Source organism: Halobacteroides halobius DSM 5150 (assembly GCF_000328625.1).
Classification (GTDB): Bacteria; Bacillota; Halanaerobiia; order Halobacteroidales; family Halobacteroidaceae; genus Halobacteroides; species Halobacteroides halobius.
The window spans coordinates 206,738-226,039 of record NC_019978.1 but is presented as its reverse complement, the minus strand read 5'-3'; the positions used below and the strand labels follow the sequence as shown (position 1 = coordinate 226,039).

23 protein-coding genes are annotated in these 19,302 nt (G+C 33.7%); 1 reads left to right on the top strand and 22 read right to left on the bottom strand.

All coding sequences use genetic code 11. From position 1 onward, the window contains the following. Positions 1-71: 71 nt before the first annotated feature. The 3 genes from HALHA_RS01170 to ilvD all read right to left on the bottom strand — a co-directional run bounded on the left by HALHA_RS01170 (position 72) and on the right by ilvD (position 4,471). Entirely contained in the window at positions 72-1,241 is a 1,170-nt protein-coding gene (locus HALHA_RS01170) for an extracellular solute-binding protein (RefSeq protein WP_041607908.1), read from the bottom strand. Between the two features lie 280 nt (positions 1,242-1,521). After that, positions 1,522-2,517 (bottom strand): LacI family DNA-binding transcriptional regulator, encoded by a 996-nt coding sequence (locus HALHA_RS01165; protein WP_041607596.1) that lies wholly within the window; start codon positions 2,515-2,517, stop codon positions 1,522-1,524. Positions 2,518-2,812: 295 nt separating this feature from the next. Then, complete coding sequence (gene ilvD, locus HALHA_RS01160) at positions 2,813-4,471, bottom strand: dihydroxy-acid dehydratase (protein WP_015325966.1); 1,659 nt, start codon at positions 4,469-4,471, stop codon at positions 2,813-2,815. Between the two features lie 152 nt (positions 4,472-4,623). Here ilvD and HALHA_RS01155 point away from each other — a divergent pair, with 152 nt between their 5' ends. Continuing rightward, positions 4,624-5,334, top strand: coding sequence for a CPBP family intramembrane glutamic endopeptidase (locus HALHA_RS01155; protein ID WP_015325965.1), 711 nt, complete (start codon positions 4,624-4,626; stop codon positions 5,332-5,334). Positions 5,335-5,415: 81 nt separating this feature from the next. On the opposite strand, the gene amrA is transcribed toward HALHA_RS01155, so the two are convergent. The 19 genes from amrA to secY form a co-directional block, all read right to left on the bottom strand. After that, entirely contained in the window at positions 5,416-6,822 is a 1,407-nt protein-coding gene (amrA, locus tag HALHA_RS01150; RefSeq protein WP_015325964.1) for an AmmeMemoRadiSam system protein A, read from the bottom strand. A gap of 18 nt (positions 6,823-6,840) precedes the next feature. Beyond that, positions 6,841-7,728, bottom strand: coding sequence for an arginase (gene rocF / locus HALHA_RS01145; protein WP_015325963.1), 888 nt, complete (start codon positions 7,726-7,728; stop codon positions 6,841-6,843). Between the two features lie 2 nt (positions 7,729-7,730). Continuing rightward, positions 7,731-8,792 carry an alanine racemase gene (locus HALHA_RS01140; RefSeq protein WP_015325962.1) on the bottom strand — a complete coding sequence of 354 codons (1,062 nt, stop codon included), beginning with the start codon at positions 8,790-8,792 and terminating at the stop codon, positions 7,731-7,733. 112 nt (positions 8,793-8,904) lie between these two features. Continuing rightward, the gene (gene rpsI, locus HALHA_RS01135) at positions 8,905-9,300 is read right to left on the bottom strand and encodes a 30S ribosomal protein S9 (RefSeq protein WP_015325961.1); all 396 of its coding nucleotides are present in this window, start codon (positions 9,298-9,300) and stop codon (positions 8,905-8,907) included. Positions 9,301-9,320: 20 nt separating this feature from the next. Beyond that, complete coding sequence (rplM, locus tag HALHA_RS01130; protein WP_041607593.1) at positions 9,321-9,749, bottom strand: 50S ribosomal protein L13; 429 nt, start codon at positions 9,747-9,749, stop codon at positions 9,321-9,323. 173 nt (positions 9,750-9,922) lie between these two features. After that, positions 9,923-10,666, bottom strand: a complete 744-nt coding sequence (truA, locus tag HALHA_RS01125; protein WP_015325959.1) for a tRNA pseudouridine(38-40) synthase TruA — start codon at positions 10,664-10,666, stop codon at positions 9,923-9,925. 21 nt (positions 10,667-10,687) lie between these two features. Beyond that, positions 10,688-11,482, bottom strand: a complete 795-nt coding sequence (locus HALHA_RS01120) for an energy-coupling factor transporter transmembrane component T family protein (protein WP_015325958.1) — start codon at positions 11,480-11,482, stop codon at positions 10,688-10,690. A 3-nt stretch (positions 11,483-11,485) separates the two neighbouring features. Further along, entirely contained in the window at positions 11,486-12,334 is an 849-nt protein-coding gene (locus tag HALHA_RS01115; protein ID WP_015325957.1) for an energy-coupling factor transporter ATPase, read from the bottom strand. Beyond that, positions 12,319-13,149 (bottom strand): energy-coupling factor transporter ATPase, encoded by an 831-nt coding sequence (locus HALHA_RS01110; RefSeq protein ID WP_342662830.1) that lies wholly within the window; start codon positions 13,147-13,149, stop codon positions 12,319-12,321. The genes HALHA_RS01115 and HALHA_RS01110 overlap by 16 nt, the downstream gene beginning before the upstream one ends. Before the next feature lie 128 nt (positions 13,150-13,277). Then, a complete protein-coding gene (gene rplQ / locus HALHA_RS01105; protein ID WP_015325955.1) occupies positions 13,278-13,619 on the bottom strand; it encodes a 50S ribosomal protein L17 in 342 nt (113 codons plus the stop codon). 32 nt (positions 13,620-13,651) lie between these two features. Continuing rightward, on the bottom strand, positions 13,652-14,593 hold the full coding sequence (locus tag HALHA_RS01100; protein ID WP_015325954.1) for a DNA-directed RNA polymerase subunit alpha: 942 nt from the start codon (positions 14,591-14,593) through the stop codon (positions 13,652-13,654). 75 nt (positions 14,594-14,668) lie between these two features. Next, positions 14,669-15,298 carry a 30S ribosomal protein S4 gene (gene rpsD, locus HALHA_RS01095; RefSeq protein ID WP_015325953.1) on the bottom strand — a complete coding sequence of 210 codons (630 nt, stop codon included), beginning with the start codon at positions 15,296-15,298 and terminating at the stop codon, positions 14,669-14,671. 39 nt (positions 15,299-15,337) lie between these two features. Further along, positions 15,338-15,709 (bottom strand): 30S ribosomal protein S11, encoded by a 372-nt coding sequence (gene rpsK, locus HALHA_RS01090; protein ID WP_015325952.1) that lies wholly within the window; start codon positions 15,707-15,709, stop codon positions 15,338-15,340. Between the two features lie 25 nt (positions 15,710-15,734). Further along, positions 15,735-16,091: a 30S ribosomal protein S13 gene (gene rpsM, locus HALHA_RS01085; RefSeq protein ID WP_015325951.1), complete on the bottom strand. Its 357-nt coding sequence runs from the start codon at positions 16,089-16,091 to the stop codon at positions 15,735-15,737. 56 nt (positions 16,092-16,147) lie between these two features. After that, a complete protein-coding gene (gene rpmJ, locus HALHA_RS01080; protein ID WP_013277182.1) occupies positions 16,148-16,261 on the bottom strand; it encodes a 50S ribosomal protein L36 in 114 nt (37 codons plus the stop codon). Between the two features lie 24 nt (positions 16,262-16,285). Next, complete coding sequence (gene infA / locus HALHA_RS01075) at positions 16,286-16,513, bottom strand: translation initiation factor IF-1 (RefSeq protein ID WP_015325950.1); 228 nt, start codon at positions 16,511-16,513, stop codon at positions 16,286-16,288. 124 nt (positions 16,514-16,637) lie between these two features. Next, on the bottom strand, positions 16,638-17,384 hold the full coding sequence (gene map / locus HALHA_RS01070; protein WP_015325949.1) for a type I methionyl aminopeptidase: 747 nt from the start codon (positions 17,382-17,384) through the stop codon (positions 16,638-16,640). Continuing rightward, on the bottom strand, positions 17,385-18,023 hold the full coding sequence (locus tag HALHA_RS01065) for an adenylate kinase (protein WP_015325948.1): 639 nt from the start codon (positions 18,021-18,023) through the stop codon (positions 17,385-17,387). It abuts the gene before it with no gap. A gap of 19 nt (positions 18,024-18,042) precedes the next feature. After that, the gene (secY, locus tag HALHA_RS01060) at positions 18,043-19,302 is read right to left on the bottom strand and encodes a preprotein translocase subunit SecY (protein WP_015325947.1); all 1,260 of its coding nucleotides are present in this window, start codon (positions 19,300-19,302) and stop codon (positions 18,043-18,045) included.

Sequence of the window (19,302 nt, the reverse complement as noted above, 5' to 3'; positions counted from 1 at the left end):
TATTAAAACTACTTGAGTTATTTTACCTGCCCCCTTTTTCAAAAAAGAAGGCAGATAATTTTTAACTTTAATTATTTTTTAAGTAGCTCTCTTGCTTTTTTAGCTGCTTTTTCTACAGCCTTTTCTGGTGAAATCTTTTCTTTAATAACTGTTTTAATATACATCTGTTGAAGAATATTTGCTACATCACCTAATTCAGCTACTGGCTCGTTAGTTAAAGTATGCTTTAACTGTTCTACAAAAGGTTTAGTTTCAGGTTGATTAAAGTAAGGTACATCTTGTAAAGACTTAAGTGTAGGTAACTGACCAAGGGCTTTACAGGCTTTTAAGTTTATATCTTTTTTCATAAGAAACTTGACTAATTCCCAGGCTAGACGTTCTTTTTCTGGGTTACTTCTAAAGATCATAATAGATCGGCCATCAAGTGTAGACCAATGAGTATCACCTTTTTCCAATACTGGGATAGGAGCAACACCTACATCTTCACCGATCTTCATTGGCTCTCCTTTAGCTTCATCTAAATTAGCCATCCAACCATAACCAAATTGTAACCACATACCTATATTCCGAGAGAAGAAGTTCGTCTTCATAGTAGGAGGAGCATACTGTTGAGCTTCTCTAGCAAATTCATAGAACTTATCCATATTTGCTTCTTCTTTATCAAATACAATATCTGTTCCATAATTATTAAATAATTGATATTGACCATCATTCATATTGTAATAAATCTGAGTTAACATAGTCCAATACCAACCACCCCAAGATAAAGCTTCATTCCAAAAAACTGTTCCATATATTTCAGAACCATCTTTACGATTAGGTAAATTATTTATCTTCTTAGCTGCTTTTAAAAATTCAGCAAAAGTCTCTGGTGGGTCTTCAGGGTCTAGACCTGCTTCTCTAAATAACTCCTTATTATAAATCATAAGTTGAGTGGTTACATTCCATGGAACATAATACAAGCCATTATAATTTCTTGTAATGTATCGATCAGAAATGCGATCAAACACTTTTTCAGAATCTTTAAACTTTTCTAAATTAACAATCTTACCCGATTTAGCATACATAGCTGGTTGATATCCAAAGGTTCCTGTATAAACATCGGGTTCATCCCCAGCAGAAATTCTAGTCTTTAAATTTTTATCATTACTGACTGTTAGCTCAACATTTGGATATTTCTTTTCAAATTTTGGAATAACATTCTTCTTCATGAATGACATATAATCTCCAGCTGGGACCATTAACTCAAGTTTACCACTAAAATCTTCTGGATTTTTAGTCTGTTGTTGAGTAGTTTCTTCCTGATTACCTTCATCATCACTAAAGATCCACCATGCCTTAGCATTATTATTAATAATCATCATAGACCCAACCAATAAAAATAATACTAAAGAAATTGAAATAACTTTTTTATTTAACATAATATTCCTCCTTTATAAGTAGTGAAGCTTTTTTATTTCACTCCCCTTTAACTTCTTTATTAGTCACCTCCTTAAATACATTATATATATTCAAAATTAATTAACCCCCACATGATTCTCTAACTACTAAATCAGTTGAGATAGTTATTGACTTCCCAGCAAAGTTTTCTTCTAATCCTTCAAATACCATTTGAGTTGCTAATTTTCCTAATTGATATTTAGGATGACTTATAGTAGTTAGTGAAGGTCTAATATATGAAGCTAAGTTAATATCATCAAATCCTACCACTGCTATATCATCTGGTACTTTAATATTCCCTTCTTGTAAAGCTTGAATAGCACCAATTGCCATCTCATCATTAGCAGCAAAAATAGCTTCTGGTAAATTTGCTGATTTTTTATTAACTAATAGCTCTTTTATTGCTTTGTAACCACTTTCTTCTGTAAAACATCCTTCAATAAACCAATCTGGTTGATAAGAAATACCCTTATCTAATAAAGCTTTTTTGTAACCTTTAAATCGATTCTTGTTATCATAAGAATCAGTTGCTCCACTTAAATAAGCAATCTTTTCTATCCCTAATTTAGTCAAGTGAGAAACTGCTTTATAAGCACCTTTAATATTATCAATCAAGACATTACATATGTGCTCTGATTCTAATTCCCTATCTAATACTACCGTTGGTAATTGATTTTTAGCTACTTGAATTATTAATTCATCTGAAATACTTGGGGCCAAGATTATTGCTCCATCCACCCTCTTTTCCTTTAAAAAAGTATAAGCTGTACTATCTACCCCACCAGCAGCATCACAAGCAACTAAATCATATTCATTAGAAGAAGTAACTTCTTGTACTCCCTTAATCAACTCACTGTAATACGGTCCTCCTAGATCATTTAAAAACAATCCTATTGTTTCTGTCTTCTGCTTTTTAAGATTCCGTGCTGTCCCATTAGGTTGATAGTTTAACTCTTTAGCAAGTTCTATAACCTTTTTTTTAGTTTTGTCACTTATTTTAGAACTATCATTTAAAGCATACGATACAGTAGAAACAGCCAAATCTGCTTTTTGGGCTATATCCTTAATTGTAGTCATCATTCTCACCTTCCACTTATAATCTTTTTGAAACGTTTCAATAAAAATTATAAAAAATAAGCCCCATACTATTTTAAGGAGACATAAAGTCTGCCTAAATAACATGGGGCTTATTAAAATTATATACTTATACCACTTGTAATATTTAAATTATATTTATTATGGAGATTGTATTTTTATTGTTTTGAAACGTTTCACCTGTTTGTTATTCATATTGTAAATGATATTATATCTTTTGTCAAGTGAATAACCAAAAAAACTTTAAAACCCGAGGTATTTAGCCTCGGGTTAAGAGTCATTCAAAAACTGCTCCTGTACTAGCTGAACTAACTAATTTAGCATATCTTGATAGATATCCTGTCTTAATCTTAGGTTCAGGCTGTTCCCAATTTTCTAATCTTTCTGTAATCTCTTCTTCACTTAATTTAACATTTAATTTTCCATTAGGAATATCTATTTCAATTATATCTCCTTCTTCTACAATAGCAATTGGCCCACCTTCCATAGCTTCAGGAGAGATATGACCAATAGAAGCTCCACGAGTAGCTCCAGAGAAACGTCCATCAGTAATAAGGGCTACTTCTTTATCTAATCCCGCTCCTGCTACAGCAGACGTAGGCGTTAACATCTCTCTCATGCCTGGACCTCCTTTGGGCCCTTCATACTTAATAACTACTACATCTCCAGACTTAATATCTCCATTATGAATAGCCTCTACTGTTTCTTCTTCAGAATTAAATATTCTGGCTGGCCCTTCGTGAACTAACATCTCATCAGCTACTGCTGCTTGTTTAACTACTGCACCATCAGGAGCAATATTCCCCTGTAAGAATGATAAACCACCAGTCTTATGATAAGCAGTCTCAAAATCACGAATTACCTCTGTATCTAATACTTCAACTCCTGCTAGATTCTCTTGAAGTGTCTTTCCTGTTACAGTAATTAAATCTTCTTTTAAAACTCCTTCATCACTTAAAACTTTCATTACTGCTGGAACTCCTCCTGCCTCATGTAAGTCCTGAATATGATATTTACCAGCTGGACTTAAACTACATAGATGAGGAACCTCTTCTTTAACCTCATTAATTAATTCTAAATCAAGTTTGATTCCTGCCTCGTGAGCAATAGCAGGTAAATGAAGTGCTGTATTAGTAGAGCATCCTAAGGCCATATCTACCTTAAGTGCATTACTAAAATTCTCTTCTGTTAGAATATCTAACGGTTTAATATCCTTATCTAACATTTCTAGCACTTGAGATCCGGCTCTTTTAGCCAACCTTAATCTATCAGCATAAACAGCAGGAATTGTCCCATTCCCTGGTAATCCTAAACCTAAAACTTCTGTTAGACAGTTCATAGAATTTGCTGTAAACATCCCAGCACAAGAACCACAACTTGGGCAAGCACTATTTTCTATTTCCAATAATTCTTCTTGAGACATTTGATCTGTTTTTTGAGCAGCTACACCTTCAAATACTGTTTTCAAGTCAATATTTTCACCTTTATGGCGTCCTGCTAACATTGGCCCACCACTGACTACTACAGTTGGTATATTTAATCTAGCAGCTGCCATTAACATCCCGGGAACAATCTTATCACAATTAGGAATTAAAACTAATCCATCCAAAGCATGAGCACGAGCTACTGTCTCTACTGAATCAGCAATTAACTCCCTACTAGCTAATGAATAGTGCATTCCTTGATGGCCCATAGCAATCCCATCACAGACACCAATCGAACCAAATTCTACTGGAGTTCCACCCGCCATTCTAATGCCATCTTTAACAGATTGAGCTACTTTATCTAAATCAACATGTCCTGGAATCAATTCATTAACTGAATTACAAACACCAATCAATGGCTTATCTAACTCTTCATCAGTCATACCTAGTGCTTTAAATAAAGAACGTTGTGGAGCATTATTAACTTTGGTTGTTACCTGATCACTTCTCATCTTCTCTCCTCCTTATTTTTAATACTTAAAAATATTGTAACAGAAAATCAATCAACAAGCAATTTACATTTTATAAATTAACATTTCTTTGCAGGAAAAAAATTACATTAGTAGAATTAAATTATATAAGAAACTTATTTGGAGGCATTAAAATGACAGAAGAAAAAACAAATTCAAAAGAGAAAATGACTATAATTGATCTAATCAAGCTACAGTTAATCTGGTATTTAACTAATTTCTTAATTATATTCTGCCAAAATTATATTCAATTTGAACTTCCTTATTTTAATGACCTATATCAGATTATATTTAAAGTCATCGGACGTAGCTTCTTTATCTCTTTTTTACTCTACTGGACTACTATATATAACTTATCATTTGAGGAATTGGGGATTAAGTTTAAAAATTTTTTAGAGGATTTTGAAATTGGACTAGAGTTTAGTCTCTTTTTATTGCTAGGAATAATAATTATCAACCTCTCTATATCTGAAAAGATTATTCATCCTTTAGTTAAAATATCAAACCTAACAGAATTGACCTTAAGTTTATTTTACTTTGGAATAGTAGTAATTAGCTATTTAATTCCTGCCTTTAGTAAAGAATTACTTTATCGTGGCTTGCTTTTTTATTATTTTAAGGATAAGCTAGGGGCCAAGCTCGGATTTATAGTAAGTAACCTATATTATGTAGTTAGTTATTTAGATTTACGACCAGGTAGTATCATTATTCATTTATTGGTAGGTATTATCACTACTTATCTCTATTATAAAACAGAGTCATTAATTGCTTCTACAATCTTTCAAACTATTTATCAAGCCAGTTTAATTGTTTATCTTTTTTCATTCTCTAATTGGCCCTTTTAACTATTAATACTCACACCAAATTAAAGAGATAGCATTTGACTATCTAGATGAAAAGATTAAGAAATATTGATAGACTCAGCCTTATTTATACCTTGTCACCTCAAACCTCATTAACTCTACATCATCAGTAGTCTGTATTCCAGCCTTTCTTTTAGCAACCTCTACCTGCTTTTGGGCAGTATCAATTCCATCTAAATTAGGTAATAGCAATCCTGTAGCATTACCCTTCTTTACAATAACTCCATATTGATCTGGGTCGAGTTCTTTAATATTATCTACTACTTCTGGTTCTTCTAATACATCTACTGTATAAGTTAATTGCTTTAGTTCTTTAGGATCAATAGCATCAAATCTAGGGTCTTTAAATCCAGCACTAATAGCATTTCTAATAATTTCTTTAGCTAAATTTGCTTCGGCTGGTCTAGTAGTTCCAATACATCCTCTTAAGTTCTGATCCTTTTTAATCGATACAAAAACCCCAGCCCGATCTGCTAACTTAGGGTCTAGCTCAGATGGAGGTTCTATAGCCTCTTGTTTATAAGCATATTCCTCTACTGCTTGCCGGGCTAATTTGACTAGTTTACTTTCATTTTCTCTAATCTGCTCTAATTTATTTTTCTTTCTTGCTTCTAGCTTTTCTAAAAATCCTGGTTGATTACTCTTGCCTTCAACTCGATAACTAGCTACTGCATAACCAACTCCAAAGGGCCCCTCATAAGATAAAACACCACCAGATAACTCTAAAGCATCTAATACTCCTAACATAATGGTAATTGGTCGTAAACCACACTCTCCAGCTTTCTCAATTAAAGATTCATCTAAATTCATAATCTGTTCTACAGCTAAATCATCTAGATACTGGACTATAGATTCATCAAACTCTTGTCCGCGCGGATTATAACCTGCTGGGGCATTAGGAATTAATCGATGAGATAAATCACCACTAGCAATTACAGCTACCTTATAATCAGATTGTTGAGCTAATAATTGAATAGTCTTACCAAACTTATATAAATCATCATCAGATAGCATTCCCATATTAATTGGTACTAAAGGGCAATCGATTCCTGCTTGATTAAGATAGTATAAAGGAACCATTACCCCATGATCTAACTTTAAATCAATATCGAACTTTTTAGCTGCTCTACTATCAATCCGGGCCAACTGAATATCCTGATTATAACAAGCCCGAGCAATTTCTTCTATAAATTCCTCTCCTAATTTATAACTTAATTTTACTTCACTAGTATCAAAATCACTCAAATCTCCTTCAATTGGATCTTGATTTAAAATACTAATAGCATCTGAAAAGACTGGGCCGTGCGGGCTAATAGTAACTATCAAATCAGGATCAGCTTCTTTTACATCTACAGCCAACTGCTTCATACTAGTTACCGTATCTTCAATTTTTTCTAAATCATTACCACCAACTTCAGGTACTGCTATTGGAGGATGAGGTGCTAAACCAGCAAATATAATTCCCGACATTTTATCACTCCTTTATTATTATAAAATTCTCTTGCCTAAAGCAGAAGCAATTAATTCTACTGCTAACTCTGCTGTTTGATTACCTTGATCTAAAATAGGATTTACCTCTACTAAATCCAAAGAAGCGACTATATTAGCTTCTGCTATCATCTCTAAAGCCAAATGTGCTTCACGATAGGTAAGTCCTCCTTTAACTGGGGTTCCTACTCCAGGAGCCTCTAATGGATCTAATACATCAAGATCAAAACTAATATGTACTCCAGCAGTCTGAGAGCCAATAATCCTAATCGCTTGGCTCATCACTTTATAAATACCTAGCCTATCTATATCATCCATGGTAAATACAGTTACCTCTGACTCCTTTAATAATTGTCGTTCTTCTTTATCTAAATCTCTAACTCCTACTATTACTGTATTTTTCTCTTTAACTTTAGGGGTAATCCCACCGCATTCTACTAATTCTTTAACTCCTCTACCTACGATTGTTGCTAAAGGCATACCATGGATATTACCACTTTCACTAGTCTTTAGGGTATTAAAATCACCATGAGCATCAAACCAAATTAATCCCATTTCTTTAACTTGGGCCATTCCAGCTACACTACCTATAGTAATGCTATGATCCCCACCTAAAATAACAGGTAGTTTATCTTGTTTAGCAATTTTACTAACTATTAGGGCCAATTCTTGACAAACATCAATTACCTGAGATAAAAACTTAGCTTCTTCCTTATTAGCTTCATTATTAATAACAGGAACCCTAATATCACCTAAATCATCAACCACTAAATCCATATCTTCTAAACTACTAACTAAATTAGCATATCTGATTGCACTAGGACCCATATCAACCCCTCTACGATTTGCTCCAAAATCTGTTGGTACTCCTAATACTTTAACCTCCACTTTTAATCCTCCCGATAAACTTTTTTAACATATGGAGAAGTCATTGCTTGTAATAAAGCAGCATAATTTAATCTAAATTCTATTTTAGAACCTAACTTAATATCTGAATTATTTATCACATCTATAATTAAATGGTCACTACTTGCTCCTTCTATAGTTATTCCCTTAGTTAAAGAAGTTAATCCTTGAGGATAAATATCCTGCCTGCCAACTGCTAAAATAGCCCTCTTTCTAATTCCTTTATCGACTACTTCTTTAATCTGGTCAAAAGCATTCTCAGTTACTTCATCTTCAATAGCAGTTGACTTTTCTTTTAACTCAATAACTTCTGCTGTTAATTTAAAAGCATCTAAACTAATGTTAGCAAAAGATTCACCACTTGGCACTTCCCTACCCAATAAAATAGTCTCCCCGATTCTAAATTGATTACTTACTGGAGAATAATTATCCTTTAGTAACAATGGCAAAGAACTACTATTTCCCCCTGACACAATTGGTAATTTTAAATCAAATCTTTCTCTAGCCTCTTGTACCAATTTATTTAGTTCGGCCATCTTTTCTTGCGTCGGTAAAACTCCTCTAAAACAAGCCAGATTAGTGCCTAAACCTATTAATTTAATGTTGCCTAATTGTTTTACTTTATGTATTGTTTCCATTAAATCAGAAGGTAGCATGCCCTCTCTTCTATCTCCTAGATCAACCAATAAGATTACCTGATGTATGCTATTAGACTCTTGAGCTGCTTTATTTAAAGCTTGAACTACCTCTAACTCAGAATTAAGGCTAATGTCAGCGTACTTAACTACTTTATCTACCTCACTAAGCATAGGAATTCTAAGTAATAATAAAGGTATATCTAAATAATTTAACTGCGCTAGATTAGATAACCTAGAATCAGCTAAACCAGAGACTCCACCATCTATCATTGCTTCGGCAACTTTTAAATCACCACAAACTCCTTTAGTAACCCCCCAAATATCAATCTTATCTTTACTTGCTAAATCAATTATTTGTGCTGTGTTTTCTTGTAACAAAGTTAAATTTATTTCTATTTCTGCCCCCATAAGATCTCCCCCTACAAAGAATCATATTATAGCCTTCCCAAATTAGTAGTATAATAAACTAAAAAAAGGAAGAGCATATACTCTTCCTTGAGATAAATAATAAATAATTTGATTATCTTTTAGAGAATTGTGGAGACTTACGAGCTTTTTTACGACCATACTTCTTACGCTCTTTCATTCTTGGATCTCGAGTTAAGAAGCCAGCTTTTTTAAGAACATCTCTATGTCCTTTATCTACCTTTAATAGTGCACGAGAAACACCATGTCTAATAGCTCCAGCTTGTCCAGAAACTCCCCCACCATCAACATTAATTTTAACATCAAAAGTACCTATTGTGTTTGTAATCTCTAGTGGTTGTTTTACAATTTGCTCTAAACTATCTCTACCAAAATACTGGTCTAAAGACTTACCGTTTACAGTAATTTTACCATCACCAGGAAGTAATCTAACTCGTGCAGTTGATGTCTTTCTACTTCCAGTTCCTAAATATTCAACCTCAGCTGCCATTTATAATTTCCTCCTCTCGATTATAATTCTAGTTCTTTAGGTTGTTGAGCTTGATGTGGATGCTCAGTTCCAGCATAAACTTTTAATTTCTTAAGCATTTTACGTCCTAACTTATTGCTAGGTAACATTCCTTTTACAGCTTTTCTAATAGCTTCCTCTGGCTTATCATTTAATAACTCATCATAAGCAGTTTCCTTTAATCCACCAGGGTAACCAGAGTGCTTACGGTATAATTTCTGCTCCAATTTGTTTCCAGTCAAATGTACCTTATCAGCATTAATTACTACTACAAAATCACCAGTATCCATATTAGGCGTATAAATAGGCTTATGCTTTCCTCTTAAAATTGTAGCAATCTCAGTAGAAACACGTCCTAACGTTTTACCAGCAAGATCAACTACATACCATTTCCTATCAATATCTTCAGGACTAGGCATATAAGTACTCATCATTCTTCCCTCCTAAGTATTTATTTAACTATTTTTAAATCTATAATCCGGGGCTAAATTAAAACCAGAAAATTCTAGATTCAACAAATCCTCTGGTGTGGCTGACAGACTCACAAACTAATTTTATGATACTAAACGGTTACTGTCAAGTCATATTCAAAATAAGTTTTATCTTAATAGTATATTTCTTCTAAAAATAATCCATATCCAGGAGCAGTTGGTCCAGCGGCTTTTCTATCTTTAGCAGCTAAAATCTCCTTCAATTGAGCAGGGGCCAACTTACCATACCCCACATAAATTAAAGTTCCTACAATAGTTCTTACCATCTTATATAAAAAGCCATCCCCATAAATGCTAAATGTAATTAAGTTATCCTTTTGTTCCATACTTAAATTGTGAATAGTTCGAATAGGACTACTAGCATTACAACCAGCTGCTCTAAAAGAACTAAAATCATGTTTACCTTCTAGGTATGGTAAAGCATCTTTAATAGCATCTAAATCAAGGTGATGATAAACATGATAAGCATAATTGCGCAAAAAAGGAGATGGAAATTGGTCATAATAAACTTGATAATAATACTTCTTACCCTGAGAATGATATCGTGCATGAAATTTAGCATCAACTTCAGTCGTATCTAAAATTACAATATCATTGGGCAATCTAGTATTTAATGCTAAAGAAAATTTTCCAGTAGGAATAGAACAATCTAAATAGCAATTAAAGACCTGACCTTCTGCATGAACATCAGCATCAGTTCTACTAGCACCTATAATATCTACTTCTTGTTTAATTACTTGCTTTATAGTACTTTCTAATCTTCCTTGTACAGTAGCTACATGAGTTTGATGAGGTTGTCTTTGAAAACCATGATAATTAGTTCCATCATATGCTATAACACATTTTAAATTTCTCATTTAATCCACTCCATTAAATGGTTATAGAAAGACCCCCACTGCAGTTAGATAAATAAAACCAACCCCTAAAGTCAAATAATCTTTTATTTCTAACTGTAAAATCTTCATCCGACTGCGATTTTCTCCACCTCGATAACATCTAGCCTCCATAGCTAACGCTAAATCATCAGCTCTCCGAAATGCACTTACAAATAAAGGTACTAACAAAGGAATTAAATTTTTAGCCCTTTGAATTAAGTTACCTCCTTCAAAGTCTGCTCCTCTAGCTTTTTGAGCTTTCATAATCTTTTTAGCTTCTTCTAATAAAGTAGGAATAAATCTTAAAGCAATTGTCATCATCATCGCTAATTCATGAGCAGGTAATCCAAACCTTTTAAAAGGATTTAATAATTCCTCTAATCCATCAGTTAATTCTAAAGGAGAAGTAGTTAAAGTTAACAATGAAGTATATAACACTAAAAAAACTAATCTTAAAGCCATAAAAGAACCTAAACGTAATCCATGTTCTTCAATTCGTAAAAACCTCCATTGCCATAACACTTGGCCCCCTCTAGTCATAAATAAATGAATCCCAAAAGTAAATAAAATAATAAATAATAAAGGCCTTATACTTCTTAATAGATATTTAATTTGTAATTTAGATAGAAGTATTGTTACTAATACAAAAATTGACAATACTAAATACCCTTTAAAGGTATCCAAAAAAAAGATAGATATAACAAAGAAAAGAATTACTAATATCTTAGTCCTGGGGTCAAGTCTGTGAACCATTGAGTCTTTCTCTATATACTGACCAATCATAATATCATCTAGCATAGTTTACCCTCGCAATGCCTTTAATATTTCTCTCTTAGCCTCTTCAACAGTAAATATATCAGACTTTATAGTAAACCCTTTAGCTTTAAGTTGCTGTAAAATAGCTGTTACTTGCGGAACACCTAAGTTGCTATCCTTTAAAAATTGATCCTGTTCAAAAACATACTCAGGTTTTCCTTGTAACACAAGCTCTCCATCTTTTAAAACTAAAACTTTATCTGCTAACTGGGCTATCTCTTCCATTCGATGAGAAATCAAAATAATAGTTAAAGAAAATTCTTGTTGTAACTTCATAATCTCCTTTAATAAATCCCTTCTAGCTTTAGGGTCTAAGCCAGCAGTTGGCTCATCTAAAATTAACACCTCAGGCTCCATTGCTAAAACACCAGCAATAGCTACTCTTCTTTGTTGTCCACCTGAGAGTCTAAAAGGAGATTTATCCTTAAAGGACTCATAATCTAAACTAACTAACTCTAAAGCTTTCTTAACTCTCTTTTTTATTTCCTCTTCTTCTATTCCTAAGTTTTTAGGGCCAAATGCTATATCAGAAAAAACTGTTTCCTCAAATAACTGATGTTCAGGATATTGAAATACTAACCCAACCTTTCTTCTAACTTCATTTAAGTCATCACTAGCAACTATATCTTGACCATCAATTATAATTTGGCCCTCGGTAGGTTCTACTAAACCATTTAAAGTCTGTACTAAAGTTGACTTGCCAGACCCAGTATGTCCCACTAAACCAACAAATTCTCCTTTAGCTACAGTAAAATTTATATCCTTTAAAGTATATTCTTTAGGCTTAGAATCTGGATTATAATTATGACTTAAATCATCTACTTCAATAAACATAATTCATTCACCAACCTATCAACCTCATAAATATCAGATGAAATATCTACCCCAGCTTGTTTTAACCTTACAGCTAATTCTGTTACTTGGGGCAGATCTAAATTATACTCTTTAATTTTATCTAATTGACCAAAAATTTCAGCAGGCCTTCCTTGTAAAGCTACTTTCCCCTGATCCATTACAATAATCCGATCTGCTTGAATTGCCTCACTCATAAAATGAGTAATATGAATCAATGTCATATCTAAATTCTGGTTTAAATCATGTAAAGTAGACATTACATTCTTGCGCCCAACTGGATCTAACATTGCTGTAGGCTCATCTAATACTAAGCACTGAGGTTGCATTGCTAAAATGCCAGCAATAGCTACTCTTTGTTTTTGACCCCCTGATAAATTATGAGGAGCATGACGTCTAAACTCTTCCATTCCTACTGCTGTTAAGGCTTCTTTAACCCTTGTCTTAATTACCTGAGACTCTAAACCTAAATTCTCAGGTCCAAATGCTACATCTTCTTCTACAATATTAGCAACTAATTGATTATCAGGATTTTGAAATACCATCCCTACCCGTTGTCTAATACCCCAGATTTCTTCTTTATCTTTAGTTTCCAGACCAGCTACTTTTACTACTCCTTGTTTAGGAACTAATAACCCATTTAACATCTTTGCAAAAGTTGATTTTCCTGACCCATTATGTCCAACAATAGCTACAAATTCACCCGTTTCGACCTCTAAATCAACTCCTGCTAAAACCCAATCATCTTCTTGTCCATATTTATAATACAAATCATCAACTTCAATTAATGGCATCATCTCACCATCCTGATATAAAAAAACAGCCATTTATACCGGACTAATTATTGTCCAGTACCAAATAACTGGTCATGGCTGTTTAGAAATTATTAAGTTCTATATTTTACAAGATAAAGATTAACCTAGTCTTACTCTACTAATTCTAAAATAGCCATTGGAGATCCGTCTCCTCTCCTTGGCCCTAACTTAATAACTCGTGTATATCCACCAGTTCTAGTATCAAATTGGGAAGCAAGATCATCAAATAAAATTTCTACACTTTCTTGATCTTGCAACTTACTCATAACTTGCCTTCTAGCATGTTGAGTACCCTTTTTTGCTTTAGTGATTAACTTTTCAGCAATTCTAGCTACTTCCTTAGCTTTAGGCTCAGTTGTTTCAACACGCCCATTCTTAAATAAAGAATTAGCTAAGTTTACAAATAGTGCTTTTCGTGTCGCACCCTCACGTCCTAGCTTACGTTGTGCCATATATCCCACCTCCTATATCCTACAATATTCTATTATAGTTCAGGTTGCTTTAAAGTTAAATCAAGTTCAGCTAATTTAGCTTTAATTTCCTGTAATGATTTCTTACCTAAATTTCTAATCTGCATTAATTCATTTTCAGTAGTAGTTGTTAATTCCTCAACAGTATCTACTCCAGCTCGCTTCAAGCAATTAGAAGATCTAACAGATAAATCTAACTCTTCAATAGTAGTTTCTAAAATTTCATTCTTTTCTTCTTCTTCTTTTTCGACCATAATATCAACTTCATTAATCTCTTCATTAAGATTAATTAATAGGTCTAAGTGTTCATCCAATACTTTAGCTGCTAGACTAATAGCGTCTTCTGGATTAATACTACCATCAGTATATAACTCCAAAGTTAGTTCATCTAAATTACTTCTATCTCCTACCCGTGTATCACTTACATCAAAATTAACTCTATTAATTGGAGAAAAAGAAGAATCAACAGCAATTTCTCCTATTACATTTTCTTCTGACTTGTTTTCTTCAGCTACAACATAACCTCGAACTTGTTCAACTGTTGCTTCTAAATTAAACTCAGCTTCATCAGATAATGTAGCAATCTCTAACTCTGGATTAAGAATCTCAACATTACCACTAACTTGAAAGTCGCCCCCGGTAACTTTTCCTGCTTTATCTTTTGTAACTCGAATTGTTTGAGGTTCCTCATCATCCATTTTAATAACCAATTCTTTTAAGTTCAAAATAATATCAGCTACATCTTCTACTACTCCAGGTACAGTAGAAAACTCATGATGTACACCATCAATCTTAATTGAAGTTATAGCTGCACCAGGAATAGAAGATAACATAATTCTACGTAATGAATTACCAAGAGTGACTCCATAACCTCTCTCTAAGGGAGTAATAACAAATTTTCCATAAGTCTCATCTGCTTCAACACGTTCTATATTTGGCTTCTCAATCTCAATCATTAACATTTCTCCCCCTTTTCTATTAATCAGACTGCTGAGGGTAATAAGATAGTCTTACCAAACCAATAATTAATTTTATCTAGAGTAAAACTCTACAATTAACTGTTCTTGAATTGGTAAATCAATTTCATCTCTTACAGGCTCAGTTAACACTGTTCCTTCTAACTTATTAAAATCAACCTGTAACCATGAAGGTAACTCTTTCTCTTCGTTATACTCTGCAATTTCTTTCATCCGCTTCATACTTTTACTATCTTCTGCAACCTCAATCTTATCATCTGTCTTAACTCGATAAGATGGAATATCTAATCTGCTACCATTTACTAAGATATGGCCATGTCTTACAAATTGTCGAGCTTCATTTCTAGATGTAGCAAACCCTAATCTATAAACAACATTATCTAATCTTCTTTCTAACAATTGTAAGAAATTCTCACCAGTAATTCCTGGCTCATGTTCCGCCTCTTCAAAATAACGTCTGAATTGATTTTCTAATACCCCATATGCTCTTCTAACCTTTTGTTTCTCTCTTAACTGTACACCATACTCAGATAATTTTCCTCTACGTCCCTGACCATGTTCACCCGGTGCGTAAGGTCGACGTTCAATAGCACACTTATCAGAATGACATCTCTCACCTTTTAAGAATAATTTCTCGCCTTCACGTCGACAAAGTTTACAAACCGGTCCTGTATATCTTGCCATATTTCTTACACCTCCAAAATGTAATATCTCTTTAGATTATTATACTCTTCGACGTTTTGGTGGCCGACAACCATTATGTGGAATAGGAGTTACGTCTTGAATAGCAGTAACTTCAATTCCTGCAGCTTGTAAAGCTCTAATAGCAGATTCTCTACCAGAACCAGGCCCTTTAACAAATACTTCTACTTCTTTTAGACCATATTCTGATGCATCTTTAGCTGCCTCATCAGCTGCTTGCTGTGCAGCATAAGGAGTTCCTTTTCTAGATCCTTCAAAACCTAGATTACCTGCACTTGACCAAGCAATTGTATTTCCATTTTTATCAGTTAAAGTAACAATTGTATTATTAAAAGTAGACCGAATATGTGCTTGACCTTTTTCTACTCGCTTTTTTCTCTTTTTCCGAGCCATTAGTATCCCTCCTTTGCTAGTTTATTTATTGAACACTCTTTTTAGGGCCTTTTCTAGTTCGAGCATTAGTTCGAGTTCTTTGTCCACGAACTGGTAACCCTTTTCTATGTCTAACCCCTCGGTAAGAACCAATATCTTTTAGTCGCTTAATATCACTTCTCTTTTGACGACGCAACTCACCTTCGACTACATATTCTTCGTCAATTACATTACGTAATTTAGCAACTTGATCCTCAGTTAACTCATGCACTCTAGTATTTGGATCAATTTTTGTCTGCTCTAAAATATCCTGAGCAGAAGAACGTCCAATTCCATAAATATAAGTCAATCCAATTTTTATTTGCTTATCTTTTGGTAAATCTACACCTTCAATCCGTGCCATATCTTTACACCTCCTATAATAATTTATAATTAAAACATTTAATTGTTAATTCATCTCTAACCTTGTCGTTGCTTATGCTTAGGATTCTCACAAATTACATAAACTCTTCCTTTTCGTCTAACTACTTTACACTTATCACAAATAGGTTTTACTGATGGGCGAACTTTCATACTACCCCTCCCCCTTTAAAAATTTTAGGACTCATGACGATAAGTGATTCGACCACGTTCTAAATCATAAGGAGATAATTCAACAGTCACTTTATCACCAGGCAAAATCTTAATAAAGTTCATTCTCATTTTACCTGAAACATGAGCTAATACTTCATGCCCATTTTTATCTAATTCCACTTTAAACTTAGCATTAGGTAAAGTTTCAGTTACAGTTCCTTCAACCTCAATAGGCTCCTCTTTTTTAGACATTAACTCTTTTAAACCTCCTCTATGAAGCTTGAATTAATTTTATCATAATTTATACTACCTCAATATAAAATTATATCACACAACAAACATTTTATGCAATTTTAACTAATTATGCAATGTAAAATTAAATTTGAGTTAAAATTTGAGGACCTGACTCTGTAACAGCAACAGTATGCTCAAAATGAGCTGATAGCTTACTATCTCTAGTTACCACAGTCCAATCATCATCTAAAGTTTTAACCTTGTGGGTACCAACATTTACCATAGGTTCAATGGCTAAAACCATGCCTTCTTTTAACCTTGGCCCTCTACCTGGAGAACCAAAATTAGGTATCTGTGGGTCTTCATGCATTTTCCTACCTACACCATGCCCTACAAACCTTCGCACTACCGAATAACCATTTTGCTCTACACATTGCTGAACAGCATGTGAGATATCTGAAATTCTATTTCCTACCTTAACCTGCTCAATTCCTTTAAATAATGATTTTTCGGTAACTTCTAATAAATTTTGAGCAGTAGTAGATATATCACCAACGGGCAATGTTCTAGCAGCATCCCCATAATAACCATCAACAATAGTTCCTATATCTAATCCAATAATATCTCCTGACTCTAAAGTGCGTGAATTAGGAATGCCATGCACAACTTGTTCATTAATTGCTACACAAACAGTGCCAGGAAATCCCCTATATCCTTTAAAAGCAGGTTTAGCTCCGTGATCCAAAATAAACTCTTCAGCTAACTGATCAATCTCCTGCGTTGTAATTCCAGGTTTAATTTTTTCAGCTAGCATATTATGAGTTTTAGCTACCAATTGACCAGCTCTTTGCATAATTTCAAGTTCTCGCTTTGATTTTCTAATAATCATTTAACTTAACTCCTCTAAAACTTCAGAAATATCAGCAAAAACATTATCAAGTGACTGTTCTCCATTAATAGAAGTCAACAAATCTCGTTCTTGATAATACTTAATTAAAGGAGCAGTCTGATTATTATAAACATCAAGCCTTTCTTTGATAGTTGCTGGAGTATCATCATCTCGCTGATACAAATCACCACCACATTCATCACAAATCCTTGCTTCAGAAGGTGGATTGTATTCTAGATGAAAAGTTGCTCCACACTCTTGGCAAACTCTTCGTCCAGACAGACGATTAATGACTTCCTCTTCACTAACTTGAATATTTAAGACTACATCTAAATCAAAATCTAAAGCAGATAAAGCTTCTGCTTGCTCTATTGTTCTAGGAAAACCGTCCAAGATAAATCCATCCTGACAATCACCATTATTCAATCTTTCTTCTACAATTCCGACTACAATTTCATCAGGTACTAATTTACCCTGGTCAATATATTCTTTAGCTTTTACTCCTAAAGCAGTCTTATTATTGATTGCTCGACGAAATATATCGCCTGTAGCAATATGAGGAAGGTTATAAGCTGCTTCTATACGAGCAGCTTGAGTTCCTTTCCCTGCCCCTGGAGGACCAAGTAATACTAAACGCATTGCTATCACTCCTTATAAATTACTCCATGAAGCTTTCATAATGTCGAGATAATAAGTAAGTCTCGATCTGTTTCATGGTTCTTAAAGCAACACCGATCACAATTAATAAGGCAGTTCCTCCAAATCGTGCTTGAATACCTGTTAATCCCATAATAAAGTTTGGTAATACAGCAACTATAGCTAAAAAGATAGCTCCAGCCAATGTAATTCTAGTTAAAACTTTATCTAAATATTCAGCAGTAGGTCTTCCAGGACGACGACCAGGGATAAAACCACCTCTTTGCTTCATATTATCCGCAATTTCAATTGGATTAAATTGGATAGCCGTATAAAAATAAGTAAAGAACATAATTAAGACCGCATATAAGATTATATATAATGCAGAACCTGGACTTAAAGCCTGAGCTATAGCTTGAGCCCAATCTTGTTGAATAAATCTTGCAATAGTAGCTGGGAATAATAACACAGATGAGGCAAAAATTACTGGAATTACTCCAGCCTGATTTACTTTCATAGGTATATGGGTAGATTGACCTCCATAAACTTTGTTTCCTACTACTCGCTTAGAATACCGAACCGGTATCTTTCTTTGCCCTTCCTGAATATAAATTACTGCTGCGATTACTAAGACGGCAATTGCTAGGAAGATTAACACATTAAAGATGCTAATGGTTCCTGCTTGTAATCCTTTAATAGTTGTAATAACTGCTGTTGGAAATCGGGAAATAATTGATGCGAAAATAATTATTGAAATTCCATTTCCAATACCTTTATCTGTAATTTGTTCACCTAACCACATCAAAAAGATTGTTCCAGCTGTCAAAGTAATAACAATAGTGGCTAAATTAAAGAATGAAGGATTGGCTATTGCACCATAATTCTTAATCATTATTGTAATACCAGTTCCCTGGATTAATCCTAAAACAACTGTAGCATACCGTGTATAACGATTAATTATCTTTTTACCTTCTTGTCCCTGTTTAGAGAGTTCTTCTAATTTAGGAATTACAATTGTTAATAATTGTAATATGATTGAAGATGTAATATAAGGACTGATACTCATTGCAAAAATAGTAAATCTTTTTAGTGCTCCACCAGCAAACATATTTAAAAATCCTAGAACACCTGAACCTTCAAAAAGTTTACCTAAAACTTCTGCATCTATTCCAGGTACTGGAATATGAGCTCCAATCCTATAAACCACTATCATAGCTAGAACAAAGAATAGTTTATTTCGCAATTCTTCAATTTTTAAAGCATTCCCCAACGCTGATAACAT